Source organism: Halomonas sp. CKK8 (assembly GCF_029625235.1).
Classification (GTDB): Bacteria; Pseudomonadota; Gammaproteobacteria; order Pseudomonadales; family Halomonadaceae; genus Halomonas; species Halomonas ventosae.
This window is the reverse complement of the sequence record NZ_CP121193.1, coordinates 2,045,901-2,061,515: the sequence shown is the minus strand read 5'-3', so window position 1 is coordinate 2,061,515 and position 15,615 is coordinate 2,045,901. Positions and strand designations below refer to the sequence as shown.

The 15,615-nt window shown below is 68.4% G+C and carries 15 protein-coding genes; 7 read left to right on the top strand and 8 right to left on the bottom strand.

Annotation, left to right across the window (positions count from 1 at the left end):
• Positions 1–22: 22 nt before the first annotated feature.
• From P8934_RS09880 to gloB, 6 genes are all read right to left on the bottom strand, one after another.
• Complete coding sequence (locus P8934_RS09880) at positions 23–1,621, bottom strand: dipeptide ABC transporter ATP-binding protein (protein ID WP_278030881.1); 1,599 nt, start codon at positions 1,619–1,621, stop codon at positions 23–25.
• Entirely contained in the window at positions 1,614–2,708 is a 1,095-nt protein-coding gene (locus P8934_RS09875; protein ID WP_278030880.1) for an ABC transporter permease, read from the bottom strand. Before P8934_RS09875 ends, P8934_RS09880 begins: the two co-directional genes overlap by 8 nt.
• 4 nt (positions 2,709–2,712) lie before the next feature.
• Positions 2,713–3,786, bottom strand: a complete 1,074-nt coding sequence (locus P8934_RS09870; RefSeq protein ID WP_278030879.1) for a microcin C ABC transporter permease YejB — start codon at positions 3,784–3,786, stop codon at positions 2,713–2,715.
• 59 nt (positions 3,787–3,845) lie between these two features.
• A complete protein-coding gene (locus P8934_RS09865) occupies positions 3,846–5,675 on the bottom strand; it encodes an extracellular solute-binding protein (protein WP_278030878.1) in 1,830 nt (609 codons plus the stop codon).
• 42 nt (positions 5,676–5,717) lie between these two features.
• Positions 5,718–6,905 carry a transglycosylase SLT domain-containing protein gene (locus tag P8934_RS09860; RefSeq protein ID WP_278030877.1) on the bottom strand — a complete coding sequence of 396 codons (1,188 nt, stop codon included), beginning with the start codon at positions 6,903–6,905 and terminating at the stop codon, positions 5,718–5,720.
• A 73-nt stretch (positions 6,906–6,978) separates the two neighbouring features.
• Positions 6,979–7,746, bottom strand: a complete 768-nt coding sequence (gloB, locus tag P8934_RS09855; protein WP_278030876.1) for a hydroxyacylglutathione hydrolase — start codon at positions 7,744–7,746, stop codon at positions 6,979–6,981.
• Positions 7,747–7,842: 96 nt separating this feature from the next.
• Between gloB and P8934_RS09850 the strand changes: the two genes are divergently transcribed.
• Genes P8934_RS09850 through nudC form a run of 4 tightly spaced genes read left to right on the top strand, consistent with a single transcriptional unit; the run spans position 7,843 to position 10,650 of the window.
• A complete protein-coding gene (locus P8934_RS09850) occupies positions 7,843–8,616 on the top strand; it encodes a methyltransferase domain-containing protein (RefSeq protein ID WP_278030875.1) in 774 nt (257 codons plus the stop codon).
• Positions 8,609–9,079 carry a ribonuclease HI gene (rnhA, locus tag P8934_RS09845; RefSeq protein WP_243737170.1) on the top strand — a complete coding sequence of 157 codons (471 nt, stop codon included), beginning with the start codon at positions 8,609–8,611 and terminating at the stop codon, positions 9,077–9,079. The genes P8934_RS09850 and rnhA overlap by 8 nt, the downstream gene beginning before the upstream one ends.
• Before the next feature lie 36 nt (positions 9,080–9,115).
• On the top strand, positions 9,116–9,877 hold the full coding sequence (gene dnaQ, locus P8934_RS09840) for a DNA polymerase III subunit epsilon (RefSeq protein ID WP_278030874.1): 762 nt from the start codon (positions 9,116–9,118) through the stop codon (positions 9,875–9,877).
• Positions 9,877–10,650, top strand: a complete 774-nt coding sequence (gene nudC, locus P8934_RS09835; protein WP_278030873.1) for an NAD(+) diphosphatase — start codon at positions 9,877–9,879, stop codon at positions 10,648–10,650. The genes dnaQ and nudC overlap by 1 nt, the downstream gene beginning before the upstream one ends.
• 39 nt (positions 10,651–10,689) lie before the next feature.
• On the opposite strand, the gene P8934_RS09830 is transcribed toward nudC, so the two are convergent.
• Positions 10,690–11,001, bottom strand: coding sequence for an SCP2 sterol-binding domain-containing protein (locus P8934_RS09830; protein ID WP_278030872.1), 312 nt, complete (start codon positions 10,999–11,001; stop codon positions 10,690–10,692).
• 131 nt (positions 11,002–11,132) lie between these two features.
• Between P8934_RS09830 and sohB the strand changes: the two genes are divergently transcribed.
• Positions 11,133–12,173, top strand: a complete 1,041-nt coding sequence (gene sohB / locus P8934_RS09825; protein ID WP_278030871.1) for a protease SohB — start codon at positions 11,133–11,135, stop codon at positions 12,171–12,173.
• Between the two features lie 7 nt (positions 12,174–12,180).
• On the opposite strand, the gene P8934_RS09820 is transcribed toward sohB, so the two are convergent.
• Complete coding sequence (locus P8934_RS09820) at positions 12,181–12,510, bottom strand: metalloregulator ArsR/SmtB family transcription factor (protein ID WP_106231255.1); 330 nt, start codon at positions 12,508–12,510, stop codon at positions 12,181–12,183.
• A 333-nt stretch (positions 12,511–12,843) separates the two neighbouring features.
• Here P8934_RS09820 and P8934_RS09815 point away from each other — a divergent pair, with 333 nt between their 5' ends.
• Both P8934_RS09815 and P8934_RS09810 read left to right on the top strand, forming a co-directional pair.
• Positions 12,844–14,754 carry a propionyl-CoA synthetase gene (locus P8934_RS09815; RefSeq protein ID WP_278030870.1) on the top strand — a complete coding sequence of 637 codons (1,911 nt, stop codon included), beginning with the start codon at positions 12,844–12,846 and terminating at the stop codon, positions 14,752–14,754.
• A 175-nt stretch (positions 14,755–14,929) separates the two neighbouring features.
• Positions 14,930–15,613 carry a 7-cyano-7-deazaguanine/7-aminomethyl-7-deazaguanine transporter gene (locus P8934_RS09810; RefSeq protein WP_278030869.1) on the top strand — a complete coding sequence of 228 codons (684 nt, stop codon included), beginning with the start codon at positions 14,930–14,932 and terminating at the stop codon, positions 15,611–15,613.
• Positions 15,614–15,615: the final 2 nt, after the last annotated feature.

Below are 15,615 nucleotides of genomic sequence, written 5' to 3'. Positions count from 1 at the left end.
CAACGCCGGGTCGGTGATCGGCTCACTCGCGAGGGGCCAGCCCGGCGGCCGCCACCAGGGCCCGGGTGTAGTCGCTGGCGGGATTCTCGAGGACCTGCAGGCAGTCGCCCTGTTCCATGACCTCGCCGTCCTTGAGCACCAGCACCCGGTGCGCCATGGCCCGCACCACCGCCAGGTCATGGCTGATGAACAGGTAGCTGAGTCGGCGCCGTGACTGGAGGTCGCGCAGCAGCTCGACCAGCTGCTTCTGGACGCTGCGATCCAGCGCCGAGGTGGGCTCGTCGAGGACCACCAGCCGCGGTTCGAGGATGATTGCCCGGGCCACGGCGATGCGCTGGCGCTGGCCGCCGGAGAACTCATGGGGGTAGCGGGAGGCGCACTCCTCGGGCAGGCCCACCTCGCGCAGGGTGGCCCGCACGCGGCGGTCGACCTCGGCGGTGGTGAGTTCCGGTTGATGGAAGCGCAGTCCCTCGCTGACGATGTCGAAGACCGGCAGGCGCGGCGAGAGCGAGCCATAGGGGTCCTGGAATACCACCTGCAGGCTGCGTCGCTGGCGTCGCAGCGCATTGCCGGTCAGCTGGTCGAGGCGGGTGCCGTCGAAGTCGACCTCGCCGCTGCCCTGGCCCAGTCGCAGCAGCGCGAGGGCGAGAGTGGTCTTGCCCGAGCCGGATTCCCCGACGATGCCCAGGGTCTCGCCGGGCGCCACATGGAGGTCCAGCGGCTTGACCGCCTCGAAGGGGGGCGGGCGCCGCGCAAACAGCCGTTTCGGGCGCGGGAAGCTTACCCCGACCCCCCGGGCGCTCAGCAGCGGGGCGACACGTGCCACCGGCGCCGGGCGTCCCGCGGGTTCGGCCGCCAGCAACTGCCGGGTATAGTCGCTGCGAGGATGGCTGAAGACCTCCGCTACCGGCCCGGTCTCCTGCTCGCGGCCGACATGCAGCACGCAGATGCGGTCGGCATGGCGGCGCACCAGGTTGAGGTCGTGGGTGATGAAGAGCATGCCCATCCCGTGGGCATCGCGCAGCTCGGCGAGCAGGGCGAGGATCTCCTGCTGCACGGTGACGTCCAGCGCGGTAGTGGGCTCGTCGGCGATCAGCAGCTCGGGGCCGTTGGCAATCGCCATGGCGATCATCACCCGCTGGCGCTGGCCGCCGGAGATCTGGTGCGGCCAGGCATCCAGCAGTTCGTCGGCGCGGGGCAGCTTGACCTGTTCCAGCAGTTCGCGGGTGCGGGCCCGGGCGGCCTTGCCGGTGAGCCCCTGGTGCAGGCGCAGGGTCTCGCCGATCTGCTTGCCGATGGGGTGCAGCGGGTTCAGCGAGGTCATGGGTTCCTGGAATATGAAGCCCACCCGGCTTCCACGCAGCCCCCGCCAGCCCCGGTCGGGCAGGGTGGCGAGATCCGTATTCCCCAGCCGGCGCTCGCCCTCGATTCGCGCATTGGGGGGCAGCAGGTTCATGGCGCCGAGCGCCGAGACCGACTTGCCGGAGCCGGACTCGCCGACCAGGGCCAGGGTCTCGCCACGCTTGACGGTGAGCGACAGCCGGTCGACCACGCGGATCCCGTCGAAGGCGATGGTCAGGTCGTGCAGCTGAAAGAGGGGGGCAGGGGGCGCTTCACGCATCGTGGCCACTCCTCGGGGACTCACTCACTGCCGGGGACGGGCTCGCGGCATGCTGGATATGCCGGGGGTCGAAGGCATCGCGAAGCCCCTCGCCGATGAACACCAGCAGCGAGAGCATCACCGAGAGGGTGACGAAGGCGGTGATGCCGAGCCAGGGGGCCTGCAGGTTGTTCTTGCCCTGGGCGACGAGCTCGCCCAGGGACGGCGAGCCCGGGGGCAGGCCGAAACCGAGGAAGTCCAGGGCCGTGAGGGTGGTGATGGCGCCGGTGAACAGGAAGGGGATGAAGGTCAGGGTCGCCACCATGGCATTGGGCAGGACATGGCGCCACATGATCAGCCGCGACGGCAGGCCCATGGCGCGAGCGGCGCGCACGTACTCGAGGTTCCGGGCGCGCAGGAACTCGGCGCGCACCACGTCGACCAGGCCCAGCCAGGAGAACAGCAGCATGATGCCCAGCAGCCACCAGAGGTTGGGTTCTACCAGGCTCGCGAGGATGATCAGCAGGAAGAGCATCGGCAGCCCCGACCAGATCTCGGTGAAGCGCTGGCCGATCAGGTCTACCTTGCCGCCGAAGTAGCCCTGGATGCCTCCGGCCAGCACCCCCAGCACCAGCGAGCCCGCGGTGAGCACCAGGGCGAAGATCACCGAGAGGCGGAAGCCATAGATCACCCTGGCCAGGACATCGCGGCCCTGGTCGTCGGTGCCCAGCCAGTGCCGCGTGGTGGGCGGTGACGGGGCAGGGTGATTCAGTTTCATGTCCAGGGTCTCGTAGGAGAAGGGGATCGGCGGCCAGAGCATCCAGCCGTTGGCCATGATCTCGTCGTGCACGAAGGGATCGCGGTAGTCGGCGGGGCTGGGCAGGAAGCCGCCGAACTCGGTATCCGGATAGTCCACCAGCACCGGCACGTACCACGCGCCCTGGTACTGCATGACGATCGGCCGGTCGTTGGCGATCACCTCGGCCACCAGGCTGATCACGAAGAGGATCGCGAAGATCCACAGCGAGACCCGCGCCCGGCGGTTGTCGCGGAAGACCGCCAGGCGTCGCCGGGTGATGGGGGAGAGCTCGCGCGAGAGCAGTGCCATCGGATCAGGACTCCCGTGTCTCGAAGTCGATGCGCGGGTCCACCCACACATAGGTCAGGTCGGAGATCAGCTTCAGCACCAGCCCGATCAGCGTGTAGAGGTAGAGGGTGCCGAAGATCACCGGATAGTCGCGTTGCATCACCGCTTCGAAGCCCAAGAGGCCCAGGCCGTTGAGCGAGAAGATCACCTCGATGAGCAGCGAGCCGGTGAAGAAGATGCCGACCAGTGCCGCCGGCAGCCCGGCGATGATGATCAGCATGGCGTTGCGGAAGACGTGGCCGTAGAGCACCCGTCGGTCGCTGGCGCCCTTGGCACGCGCGGTGAGCACGTACTGCTTGTGCACCTCGTCGAGGAAGCTGTTCTTGGTCAGCATGGTCAGGGTCGCGAAGCTGCCGATCGCCGAGGCGATCACCGGCAGGGTGATGTGCCACAGGTAGTCCTTGACCTTGCCCCAGGCGGAGAGCTCGTCGAAGTCCGGCGAGGTGAGGCCGCGCAGCGGGAAGAGGTCCCAGTAGCTGCCGCCGGCGAACAGCACGATCAGCAGGATGGCGAACAGGAAGCCGGGGATGGCGTAGCCCACGATCACCAGCCCCGAACTCCAGACGTCGAAGCGTGAGCCGTGTCGCAGCGCCTTGCGGATGCCCAGCGGGATCGACACCAGATAGACCACCAGCGTGGTCCAGAGTCCCAGCGAGATCGACACTGGAAGTCGCTCGAGCATCAGGCGGGTGACCGGCTCGTCGCGGAAGAAGCTCTCGCCGAAATCGAAGGTGGCGTAGTCGACGATCATGCCGAGAAAGCGCTCATGCGCGGGCTGGTCGAACCCGAATTGGGCCTCGAGTTTCTCGATGAAGGCGGGGGGGATGCCCCGGGCGCCTCGCGACTCGCCACCCGACGCAACATCCCCGCCGCCACCCTCCATACGGGTGCTGGCCTGGCTCGAGAGCCCCTGGAAGCGCGCCAGTACCTGATCGATGGGGCCGCCCGGGGCGGCCTGGACGATGATGAAATTGAGCAACATGATCCCCAGCAGGGTGGGGATCATCAGCAGCAGGCGGCGCAGTACATAGCGGGCCACGGCGTATCCTTACTCCACGGATGATGGCGGCCGGTGAGGCGGCCGCCGGTCATGCACCTTCAGCGGTTGCGCTGGCGGGCCTCGATCTCGGCGCCGCGCTCGGGGTCCACCCACCAGGCGGCCAGGTCCAGGGTGTACTCGGGGAAGGGCTCCCGCCAGCCGAACTTGTCCCACAGGGCGATGCGCGTCTTCCCGAGGTGCCACTGGGGAATGACGTAGAAGCCCCAGCGCAGCACCCGGTCCAGGGCTCGGGCGGCGGTATCCAGTGCCTCCCGGGAGTCGGCAGTGATCAGGTCGTCGACCAGCTCGTCGACCACCGGGTTGCTGAGCCCGATCAGGTTGCGGCTCTGGGGAACCTCGGCATATTCGCTGGTCCAGAAGTCGCGCTGCTCGTTGCCGGGGTTGGCCGACTGGGGGAAGCTGCCGACGATGATGTCGAAGTCGAAGCCGCGCAGCCGGTTGAGGTACTGGTTGACGTCGACGATGCGGATATTGCCCTCGATGCCGATCTTGGCCAGGTTCTGCAGCAGCGGCTGCACGACCCGCTCGAACTGGGTGTCGAAGAGCAGGACTTCCACGGTGAGCGGCGCGCCGGAATCGAGGTGGGTCATGACGCCATCGCGAACCACATAGCCGGCCTCGTTGAGCAGCTCCAGGGCCCTGGCGAGCCGTGGACGCATCTCGTCGGGGTGCTCGACGGGCAGGGGTTTTTCGAAGACCCGCTCGGGCAATGCCTCGCGGTGCGGCTCGAGCAGGGCCAGTTCGGCCTCGCTCGGCAGGCCCTCGGCGGCCATCTCGGAATTGGCGAAGTAGCTCTCGGTGCGCTCGTAGGCCCCGTAGAAGAGGTTGCGATTGAGCCATTCGAAATCGAAGGCCAGGTTGAGGGCCTCGCGGACGCGCACGTCCTGGAACTTGTCGCGTCGCAGGTTCATCACGTAGGCCTGCATGCCGGCGGGCTGGCCGTCCGGCACCTCGAGCCGCTCGACGAATCCCTCTTCCAGGGCCGGGAAGTCGTAGGCGGTGGCCCAGTTGCGGGCGCTGGTCTCGATGCGCATGTCGAGGTTGCCGGCCTTGAAGGCCTCGAGGGCCACCGTCTGGTCGCGGTAGTAGTCGAAGACCAGCCGCTCCATGTTGTGGCGGCCCCGGTTCACCGGGAGCTCTCTTCCCCAGTAGTCGTCGGCGCGCTCAAAGACGATGCGCCGCCCCGGCGCCACTTCGCCGATGCGGTAGGGACCGGAACCCAGCAGGGCATCGCGGGTGGTGGCCTCGAAGTCACGGTCCTGCCAGAAGTGGGCCGGCAGGATCGGCAACTGCCCGATGATCAGCGGCAGCTCACGGGATTCGCTGTCGGCGAGGTCGAAGTGGACGGTATCCTCGTCCACGGCCCGGATGCCCACGACGTCGGCATAGTAGGCGCCATAGAAGGGCTGGCCCTTCTCCGTCAGGGTCTCGAAGCTGAACACCACGTCCTCGGCGGTCACCGGCTCGCCGTCATGGAAGCGCGCCTCGGGGTGCAGGTCGAACTCGATCCACTGCCGCTCGGGATCCAGCCGCACCCCTTTTGCGAGCAGGCCATACATCGAGAAGGGCTCGTCGGGGTTCTGGGTCAGCAGGGTGTCGTAGATCTCGGTCAGGCCGGTGGCCGGTGTGCCGCGGATGATGAAGGGGTTGGTGGAGTCGAAGCTGCCGATGGCCGAGCGCACCAGGCTGCCCCCCGTCGGGGCGTCGGGGTTCGCGTGGGGGAAGTGCGTGAAGTCCGCCGGCAACGCGGGATCGCCATAGAGGGCCAGGCCGTGGACGGTCGGCACCTCGGTCGGTTCGGCCGCCAGGGCCGGTCCACCGAGCAGCGTGCCCAGCAGCAGGCCCAGGCCAGGGGCAGCGTGTCGCATCGATCAGGTTCCTTGTAGCAGGTGGGGCCGTGGCCCCTGACATCAACTACCGGAAAGTGTCAGCTGTTGCCCCGGTTGTAAAGCGTCGGGCCGCTCGATGCCGTTCCAGCGGGCCAGATCGGCCAGCGCCACGGCATGGCGGGAGGCGATGGCCGAGAGGCTGTCCCCGCGGCGGACCACGTAGACGTCGTCGCCGTCGCCGGCGGCTGCGCGTCGCGTGGCGTTGCCGCTGAGCCTGGCCACCAGCCGCTCGGCGCTGTCGGCGGGGACCAGCAGCCGCTTGACGTGGCGGGGATCGGCCCGGTTACCGAGCAGTCCGGGATTGAGGTCGGCCAGGGCCGCGTGAGAGACCCCCGCCAGGCGAGCCGCCTCGCCGAGGTCCACCGGCCGGGTCACCGGCACCTCGGCGACGGCCGGCGCGGCCTCGATGCGGGGCAACTCGACGTCGTAGCGTTCCGGCTCGGCAATGATCGCCGAGATGGCGATCAGCTTGGGCACGTAGGCCATGGTCTCTCGCGGCAGCTTGAGGTCCCAGTAGCTGCCGCCCTTGCCGCGGGAGAGCGCGGCGCTGCGGGCACGGTTCACGGTGCCGGCACCGGCATTGTAGGCCGCCAGGGAGAGCTCGATGTCCCCCTCGTACCACTGCTCGGCCTGCATCTCGATGTAGTCCAGGGCCGCATGGGTCGAGCGCGCCACGTCCAGGCGGCCATCGTAGCCGCCGCCGCGGCGCAGCCCCAGGGCATGGCCGGTGCCTGGCATGAACTGCCAGAGGCCCGCCGCGCCGCGATGGCTGCGCGCGGTGGGATCGAAGGAGCTCTCGATGAAGGGGATCAGGGCGACCTCGCCGGGCAGGCCCCGCTCCTCCACCCGCGCGGTGATCCAGGCGAGCCAGGGTCTGGCGCGCTCGGTGATCTCGACGATGTTGTGGGGGCTCTGGCGGTAGTGGTCGATCCAGTGCTGCACGCGGGCCTGGTCGACGTCCTCCTGCCACTGGAAGCCCTCGGCGAGGCGCGACCAGGCATCCCTGGGCTCGAGGGCCAGGGCGTCCCAGAACGTCTGGTTGGCGGGGAGCGGGGCAGGCTGGGCCTTGTGGCTGGCCGAATCGTCCTTGAAGGCGCGCTGGGGCGTCGGTGAGGCCTGGCTGTTGCCGGTGTTGGCCATCAGTGAACCCATCAGCGCGAGACAGCTGGTGAAGCCCAGGATCCGTCGACATGTCGTGTGGTAGGTCATCGAAAGGTGATCTCCTGGTCATGCGAAAGCCTGCCGCCACGGGCAGGCCGGTTGTCATCCATCAACGGCGTATTCAGAAGCCATCCTTCCAGGCGCGCAGCGTGGTGAAGGTCGCCAGGTCGCTGTCGGCGTCGCCATGCGCCGATGCGGCCTGGCGCACGCCGGCCGAGGCGCAGCGCAGGAAGGGGTTGATCCGGCGTTCGCGGCCAAGCGTGGTGGGCAGGGTGGGGCGATCGAGTTCGCGGGCCCGCTGGCACTCCGCCTCGGCGGCCTCGACATCGGCATTGTCCGGGTCGGCGGCGCGGGCGAACGCCAGGTTGGCCAGCGTGTACTCGTGGGCGGCGAACACCAGGGTGTCCTCCGGCAGGGACTCGAGGCGCGACAGCGACTCATGCATCTGTGCCGGGGTGCCCTCGAAGAGCCGGCCGCAGCCGGCACTGAACAGCACGTCGCCACTGAACAGCAGTGGCGGGATGCCCGGCGTGAAGAAGCCGATATGATCCAGGGTGTGGCCGGGCAGGGCGAGCACCTCGAACAGCCGGCCCATCACCCGCACCTCGTCGCCGTCGCCGACCCGCTCGTCGATGCCTTCGATCTCGGGATTGGCGGGGCCGATCACCCGCGGCGAGTAGCGCTTGATCAGTTCCGCCAGGCCACCGGTGTGATCATGATGGTGGTGGGTGATCAGCACGGTACCCAGCTCCAGTCCCTCGCGCTCCAGCCACTCGATCACCGGCGTTGCATCGCCGGGGTCCACCACGCAGACTGCCTGGCTCGTGTCCTGGCGCAGCAGCCAGATATAGTTGTCGCTAAAGGCGGGTATCGGTGTCACGCTCAACATGGGCTCGGGGTCCTTGACGGAGGCGTTGCCAGACGCTGCCGCGATTCGTTGCGATATGGTTTACAAAACCCGTCACTGTGGAGGGAAAACGGCACTATGTCAAACTCGCGGGATCCCCATGCCCTGGCGCGGCTGGTCCGGGAGGGGCGGCGTTACTGGGCGTCACCGGCGGGCCAGGCGCTGTGGCGGGCCGAGCGTGCCTGCCTGGGACCGGTCTGCGAACGCCTGGTCGGGCGCCACAGCCTGGAGCTGGGCATGGCCCCGGTGCTCAGCGACATCTGCCCGATCCGCCATGCCCTGGGCTGGTCGCCGAGCCGCGAGATGGCCGACCACGACTCGACCCTGGTGTGCCCGCCGGAGGCCTTGCCGCTTCCCGATGACAGCCTGAGCCTGGTGGTGGTCCACCACCTGCTGGAGGTGGTGGACGAACCCCACCACATGCTGCAGGAGGCGGCCCGCGTCACTGCCGACACTGGGCGACTGATCATCTTCGGCTGGTCCCCGCTGAGCGCCGGCGGGCTCTCGCGGGCCTGGCCGGGCAGGCGACGTCGCATGCCCTGGCGAGGCCACTGGCGCTCTCCCGGGCGGCTTGGCGACTGGCTGGCGTTTGTCGACTTCGAGATCGAGCGGGTAGACTATTGCGGCTTCCATCTGCCCGGCAGCCAGCCGCGCAATGCCATGCTGGAGACCCTCGGGCGGCGCCACAACCTGCCGCTCGGCGACAGCTACATGATCCATGCCCGCCGCCGGGCGCAGCTCGCCCAGTCGCAGCGCTCGCGCTTCGAGCTGGCCCGCCCCCTGGTCGGGCCGGCGCTGGGCAGCGCCACGCGCGTCGGGCCACAACCGGAAAGGAACCGCCAGGGTGACTGACAGACACCACGCCGAGCCCCCCCAGACAGTGACGATCTATACCGACGGGGCCTGCCGCGGCAACCCTGGCCCCGGAGGGTGGGGGGCCCTGCTGGTCAGCGGTCACCACGAGAAGGCGCTCAAGGGCTACGAGGCGGTGACCACCAACAACCGCATGGAACTGATGGCGGCGATCATGGCGCTGCGCGAGCTCAAGCGTCCCTGCCGGGTGGCGCTGTGGACCGACTCCGAGTACCTGCGCAAGGGCATCACCGAGTGGATCCACAACTGGATCAAGCGTGGCTGGAAGACCGCGTCCCGCCAGCCGGTCAAGAACGCCGAGCTGTGGCGCGAACTCCACGAGGAGACCCATCGCCATCGGATCGAGTGGCACTGGGTCAAGGGGCACAGTGGCCATCCCGGCAACGAGCGGGCCGACGAGCTGGCCAACGCGGCCATCGACGAGCACCGGGCCCGCGCCTGACGCTCCGCCTTCCCTGAGAGCCGACGAGAGATCCCCATGCGTCAGATCATCCTGGATACCGAGACCACCGGCATCGACCCCCGTGATGGCCATCGCCTGATCGAGATCGGGGCGGTGGAGATGGTCAACCGCCGCCTCACCGGCAACCGCTATCACCAGTACATCAATCCCGAGCGGGGCATCGAGGCCGAGGCGGTGAGCGTGCACGGCATCACCGACGAACGGGTGGCCGGGGAGCCGGTCTTCGCCGAGATCGCCGATGCCTTCTGGGCCTTCATCGAGGGGGCCGAGCTGGTGATCCACAATGCCCCCTTCGACGTGGGCTTCATCGACCACGAGCTCGGCATGCTCAACGCGCGGCGCGGCGAGCCGCGGCTCGGGCCGGTGGCCGACCACTGTCGGATCCTCGACACCCTGACCCTGGCGCGCGACAAGCACCCCGGCCAGCGCAACAGCCTGGATGCCCTGTGCAAGCGCTACGAGATCGACAACGGGCACCGCGTCCTGCACGGGGCCCTGCTCGACGCCGAGATCCTCGCCGACGTCTACCTGGCCATGACCGGGGGGCAGACCCTGCTCTCGCTGGATGCCTCGGCGAGCGCGGAAGGGCGCACCGGCGAGTCCCAGGGGCTGGCCATCCGCCGACTCTCCCTCTCCCCGGGACAGCTGCGGGTGGTGCCGCCCGACGAGGCGGAACTGGCGGCCCATCGGGCCAAGCTGGAACGTATCCGCGATGCGGCCGGCGAGTGTCGCTGGGATGCCCACCCCGGGCTGCCGGGCGGTGAGGCCTCACCCTGATGCTGCGGCGGGAGCTGCCCAGCGAGGAGTCGGTCGGAAGGGTCATTCGCCTGGCCGGGGGGCGCATCGCGCCCGGGGTCGGCGAGGGCCCGCTGCAGGCGTTCCAGCCCTGGGATGAGCGGATGCAGCCGCTGTGCTGGTGGCAGGAGGAGCCGGTGGCGCTCGCGCTGGAGGACCGGCCCGGGGAGGGCTGGCCCGACGCCCGTGCCTGGCTGGCCCGGCTGCCGGAGTCCTGGTTCCCGCTGCTCTCCACGGCCCTGCAGGTGGCGGCCTGGCTCGACAACCACCGCTTCTGCGGCCGCTGCGGTGCGCCGGCGCGGCGGCTCGACGCCGAGTTCGCGATGCATTGCGCGCAGTGCGGCCATCGCAACTACCCGCGCATCTCGCCCTGCATCATCACCCTGGTCACCCATGGGGAGTCGCTGCTGCTGGCTCGCAGCCCGCGTTTCCCGCCCGGGCGTTACTCGACCCTGGCCGGCTTCATCGAGCCGGGCGAGGCGGCGGAGGAGGCCGTGCGTCGCGAGATCTTCGAGGAGGTGGGCCTCAGCGTGGGCCGCGTCAGCTACTTCAGGAGCCAGGCCTGGCCCTTCCCTCACTCGCTGATGCTGGGGTTCTTCGCCGAGGCGGCCAGCCGGCGAATCCGCATCGACGGCGTCGAGATCGCCGATGCGGCCTGGTTCAGCCCGCGGCGACTGCCCCAGCTGCCTCCGCTCTACTCCATCTCCCGGGCGCTGATCGAGACCCACCTCCGGGAGGTCGGACCCCGGGGCTAGCCGGTGGGCTCGGCCCGAGACGGGCCGGCCAGCAGTCGCTCAGTGGCCGGGAAACAGCCGGGTCAGCTGCGTGGCCAGCATGACATTGCCGGTGGCCTTGAGCTTACCGGTCATGAAGGCGCTCACGCCGTTGATCTCGCCGCTCATCACGCCCTTCAGGGTCTCGCTGCTCATGCTCAGGCTGACCGAGGGATCGTCGTGTTCGCCCTCGTGGACCTCCAGGGTACCGTCGTCCACGACCAGGTAATGGTCGCCGGCATCGGAGAAGTGGAACTGGAAGACTTCATGCATGCCGCTGGCGGCCTCGGGGTCGAAGCGGCGCTGCAGCTTGTCGATGGTGGCGTCTGACATGGGGATCCTTGGTCGCAGGGAGGTGTCCGGTGTCAGAGCGTATTTGAAACGATTGTTTGAATCAAGCGCCCTTGTGCCGCCAGTAAGGCCACGGGCAGGATGTCGGGACAGCGAGTGTAAAGGAGATGGCAGTGAACGAGTGGCTGACGGAATTCGGCATGTTCGTGGCGCAGCTGTTGACCCTGGTAGTGGTCGGCGGCCTGGCCGTTGCAGTGGTCCTGCGGGTCAGGGGCGAGACCGGGGAGCGCAGTCGGCTGCGGCTCGAGGAACTCAATGGCACGCGCCGCTCCCGCCGCAGGCGAATGCAGCTGGCCGCCAGCCAGCCGGGGGCTCGCAAGCGGCTGGTCAAGGCCTTCCGGCGCGATGACAAGGCACAGGACCGCCGCGGTCGCAAGGGGGAAGGGGAGGCCTCGCCGACGGTCTGGGTGCTCGACTTCCATGGCGACATCCGGGCCAGCGGCACCGGGCAGCTCGCCGAGGAGGTCTCGGCGGTGCTGGCGGTGGCCGGCGAGGGAGACGAGGTGGTGATCCGCCTGGAGTCGGCCGGGGGCCTGGTGCATGGCTACGGCCTGGCGGCGGCCGAGCTCGATCGCCTGCGCGAGGCGGGTCTGACCACCACGGTGTGCGTCGACAAGGTGGCCGCCAGCGGCGGGTACCTGATGGCCTGTGCGGCCGACCGGCTGCGTGCCGCCCCTTTCGCGGTGATCGGTTCCATCGGGGTGGTCGCCCAGCTTCCCAACCTGCACCGCCTGCTCAAGCGCCATGACATCGACGTGGAACTGCTCACGGCAGGGCGCTACAAGCGGACCCTCACGGTCTTCGGCGAGAATACCGAGGAGGGGCGCGAGAAGTTCCTCGAGGACCTCGAGACCACCCACGAGCTCTTCAAGCGCCATGTGGCCGAGCGGCGTCCGGGGCTCGACATCGAGGCGGTGGCCACCGGCGAGATCTGGTATGGCAGCGATGCCCTGACGAGGGGCCTGGTGGATGCCCTGGGCACCAGCGAGGCCTACCTGGTCGAGCGCATGCAGCAGGCGCGGGTGATCAGCCTGAAGCTGGAGCAGAAGCACAAGCTTGGCGACCGCCTGGGCATGGCGGTCTCGCGGGGCGTGGAGCAGAGCATCGAGCGCGGGCTCGAGATGCTCGATGCCGGGCGCTGGCAGAAGCGCTGATCAGCCACTAGGGCCTGCCGCCGAGTTCCAGGCTGCCGAGGGCCTCGATCAGGGTTCTCGCGCGCTTGCCATGCAGGGAGTAGTAGATGGTCTGGGATTCCCGGCGGGTGCTGACCAGGTTCTCTCGACGCAGGATCGCCAGGTGCTGGGAGAGCGCCGACTGGCTGAGCGAGAGACGCTGGTTGAGCTCGGTCACCGAGAGTTCGGTGCCATCGAGCAGGCAGAGTATCCGCAGACGATTGTCGTTGGCCATCGCCTTGAGCAGGGCGCTGGCCTCGTCGATGACCGCTGAGCCGCCTTCCAGGAGGCGTGCTGCAGCGCCGCTGGTATTGCCCATGATCTGTCCCCTGCCGGGCAGGTCCGGCATCCCGATGGCCGGTCGCCTGCGCTGTTGAATGCCTTCCCGTGATCCCGCCTGGCACGGGTGGTGTCCGTTGCTCTGGCACATCCTGATTCAGCGTATCCTCAATAATAGTCCAGCTTGGCGCCTGTCGCCGAGTCAACGCTGGGTCAATGCCGAAACCGCGGTCTCGCGCGCCTTGTTGTCGACAATGGTGCCCGGGATGCCTTGCACTTTTGTCGAAGGTTAGCCGATGGTATGAGGTTATGGCCGTGAAGTTGCTCTAGAGTGTCAACAATCAACGCCCCTTCGATTGCTGACAGGATGCAGATGAGCATGTACCAAGACGAGTTCCGCCGCTCCATTGATCACCCCGAGGCCTTCTGGGCCGAGCAGGCCAGGCGCATTCCCTGGTTCACCCCGCCCACCACCATTCTCGAATACGACGAGGCGGGCCATGCCCGCTGGTTCGTGGATGGCGAGCTCAACATCTGCCATGCCACCCTCGATCACCATGTCGAGCAGGGGCGCGGCGACCAGCCGGCCATCTTCTGGGACTCCCCGGTCACCGACAGCAAGCGGACCCTCACCTTCGCCGAGATGCGCGACCAGGTGGCGAGCTTTGCCGGGGCCCTGAAGGGGCTGGGTGTGGAGAAGGGCGACCGGGTGGTGATCTACATGCCCATGGTGCCCGAGGCGCTGGTCGCCATGTACGCCTGCGCGCGCCTGGGCGCCGTGCACTCGGTGGTGTTCGGTGGCTTCGCCCCCCACGAGCTGTCGGTGCGCATCGAGGATGCCGCTCCGAAGGTCGTGGTTGCCGCCTCCTGCGGGATCGAGGGCAGCAAGGTACTGCCCTACAAGCCGATCATCGACGAGGCCATTGCGCAGAGTGCCCACAAGCCCGATGCCTGCGTGGTGTTCCAGCGTGACCAGCATCACGCCGAGCTGGGGGGGATCGACCACGACTGGGCGGCCCTGGTCGCGAAGGCCGAGCCTGCCGACTGCGTACCGGTCAAGGGCAGCGATCCGCTGTATGTCCTCTATACCTCCGGGACCACCGGCAAGCCCAAGGGGGTCGTGCGGGATACCGGCGGCTATGCCGTGGCACTGAGCTACTCCATGGACACCATCTACGACGTCGACCCCGGGGACGTCTTCTTCTCGGCCTCCGACGTGGGCTGGGTGGTCGGCCACTCCTACATCGTCTATGCCCCCCTGCTGCGCGGTTGCTCCACCGTCGTCTACGAAGGCAAGCCGGTTAAGACCCCGGATGCCGGGGCCTTCTGGCGGCTGATCAGCGAGTACCGGGTCAAGAGCTTCTTCACCGCCCCCACGGCCTTCCGCGCCATGAAGAAGGAAGACCCGGACGCCAAGCTGATGGCCCAGTACGACCTCTCCTGTCTCAAGGCGCTGTTCCTGGCCGGCGAGCGGCTGGACCCGCCGACCTTCCACTGGCTGGATGACCTGATGGACGTGCCGGTGATCGACCACTGGTGGCAGACCGAGACCGGCTGGCCGATCGCCGCCAACCTCCAGGGCCTGGAGCCGATGCCCACCAAGGCCGGGAGCGCGACGGTGCCTGTGCCCGGTTTCAACGTCCAGATCCTGGACCGCGAGGGGGAGCCGGCCGGCCCGATGGAGCAGGGCAGCGTAGTGATCAAGCAGCCGATGCCGCCTGGCTGCCTGACCGGCATCTGGGGTGACCCGCAGCGCTTCCACAGCGCCTACATGGCGGCCGTCCCCGGCTACTACCTGACCGGTGACGGTGGCTACTTCGACGAGGATGGCTACCTGTTCATCATGGGGCGCACCGATGATGTCATCAATATTGCCGGCCATCGCCTCTCTACCGGCGAGATGGAGGAGGTCGTCGGCGCCCATCCCGCCGTGGCCGAATGCGCGGTGATCGGCATCCATGATGCCCTCAAGGGCCAGCTGCCGGTGGGGCTGGTGATTCCCAAGGACGGCTTCGAGGGCCGCGAGGCCGACCTCGAGGAGGAGCTGATCGCCCTGGTGCGCGAGAAGATCGGCCCCATCGCCTGCTTCAAGCAGGTACTGGTGGTCGACCGCCTGCCCAAGACCCGTTCCGGCAAGATCCTGCGCAAGCTGCTGCGCAACATCGCCGACGGCAAGGAGTTCGGCGTGCCCTCGACCATCGACGATCCAGCGAGCCTGCAGGACGTGCACGAGGCCATGAAGGAGCGCGCGGTGGGTACTGCCCACGAGGCCCGTCAGGTCTGACACGCCTTGTGATGCCTCCTCTCGACGCCGCCCATCATGGGCGGCGTCGTCATGTGGGCCGGGTGGGTCCATGGCCAGTGCGCCGCGCAGGTCGTATAATGCGCGGCCTGTCCGCTCCAGGGCGGCTCCCGTGCCATGAGGGTTCCCTCACCCCTCCCCAAAAAAGGATGCCGTGATGTTCGTGCTTTCCGATGCCCAGACCCGGCGCTGCCTGGCGCTGCTGGTCGCCTTCCATATCCTGGTCATCGCCGCCAGCAACTACCTGGTCCAGCTGCCCTTCACCCTGTTCGGGTTCCATACCACCTGGGGCGCCTTCAGCTTCCCCTTCATCTTCCTGGCCACCGACCTCACCGTGCGCCTGTTCGGCAAGGAACCGGCGCGGGCCATCGTGCTGAGGGTCATGCTGCCGGCGCTGGTGATCTCCTATGTCGTCTCGGTGGTCTTTCCGCGCGGCGGCTTTGCCGGTCTCGAGGGGCTGGGCGAGTGGAACCTCTTCGTGGCCCGGATCGCGCTGGCGAGCTTCATGGCCTACGTGCTGGGCCAGCTGCTGGACGTGCAGGTCTTCGATCGCCTGCGCGCCCTGAAGGCCTGGTGGGTGGCACCGGCCGTCTCCACGGTGCTCGGCAACCTGGCCGATACCTTCGCCTTCTTCTCCATCGCCTTCCACGCGAGCCCCGACCCCTTCATGGCCGCCAACTGGCCGGAGATCGCCTGGGTCGACTACGTGATCAAGCTCGGCATCAGCCTGGCGTTCTTCCTGCCCCTCTACGGCGTGCTGCTGGCCTGGCTCAGCCGCCGCCTGGTCGCCGTGACGGGCAGCGCCGACCTGATGCCCGGCCAGGCACGCGCCCGCATCTGACC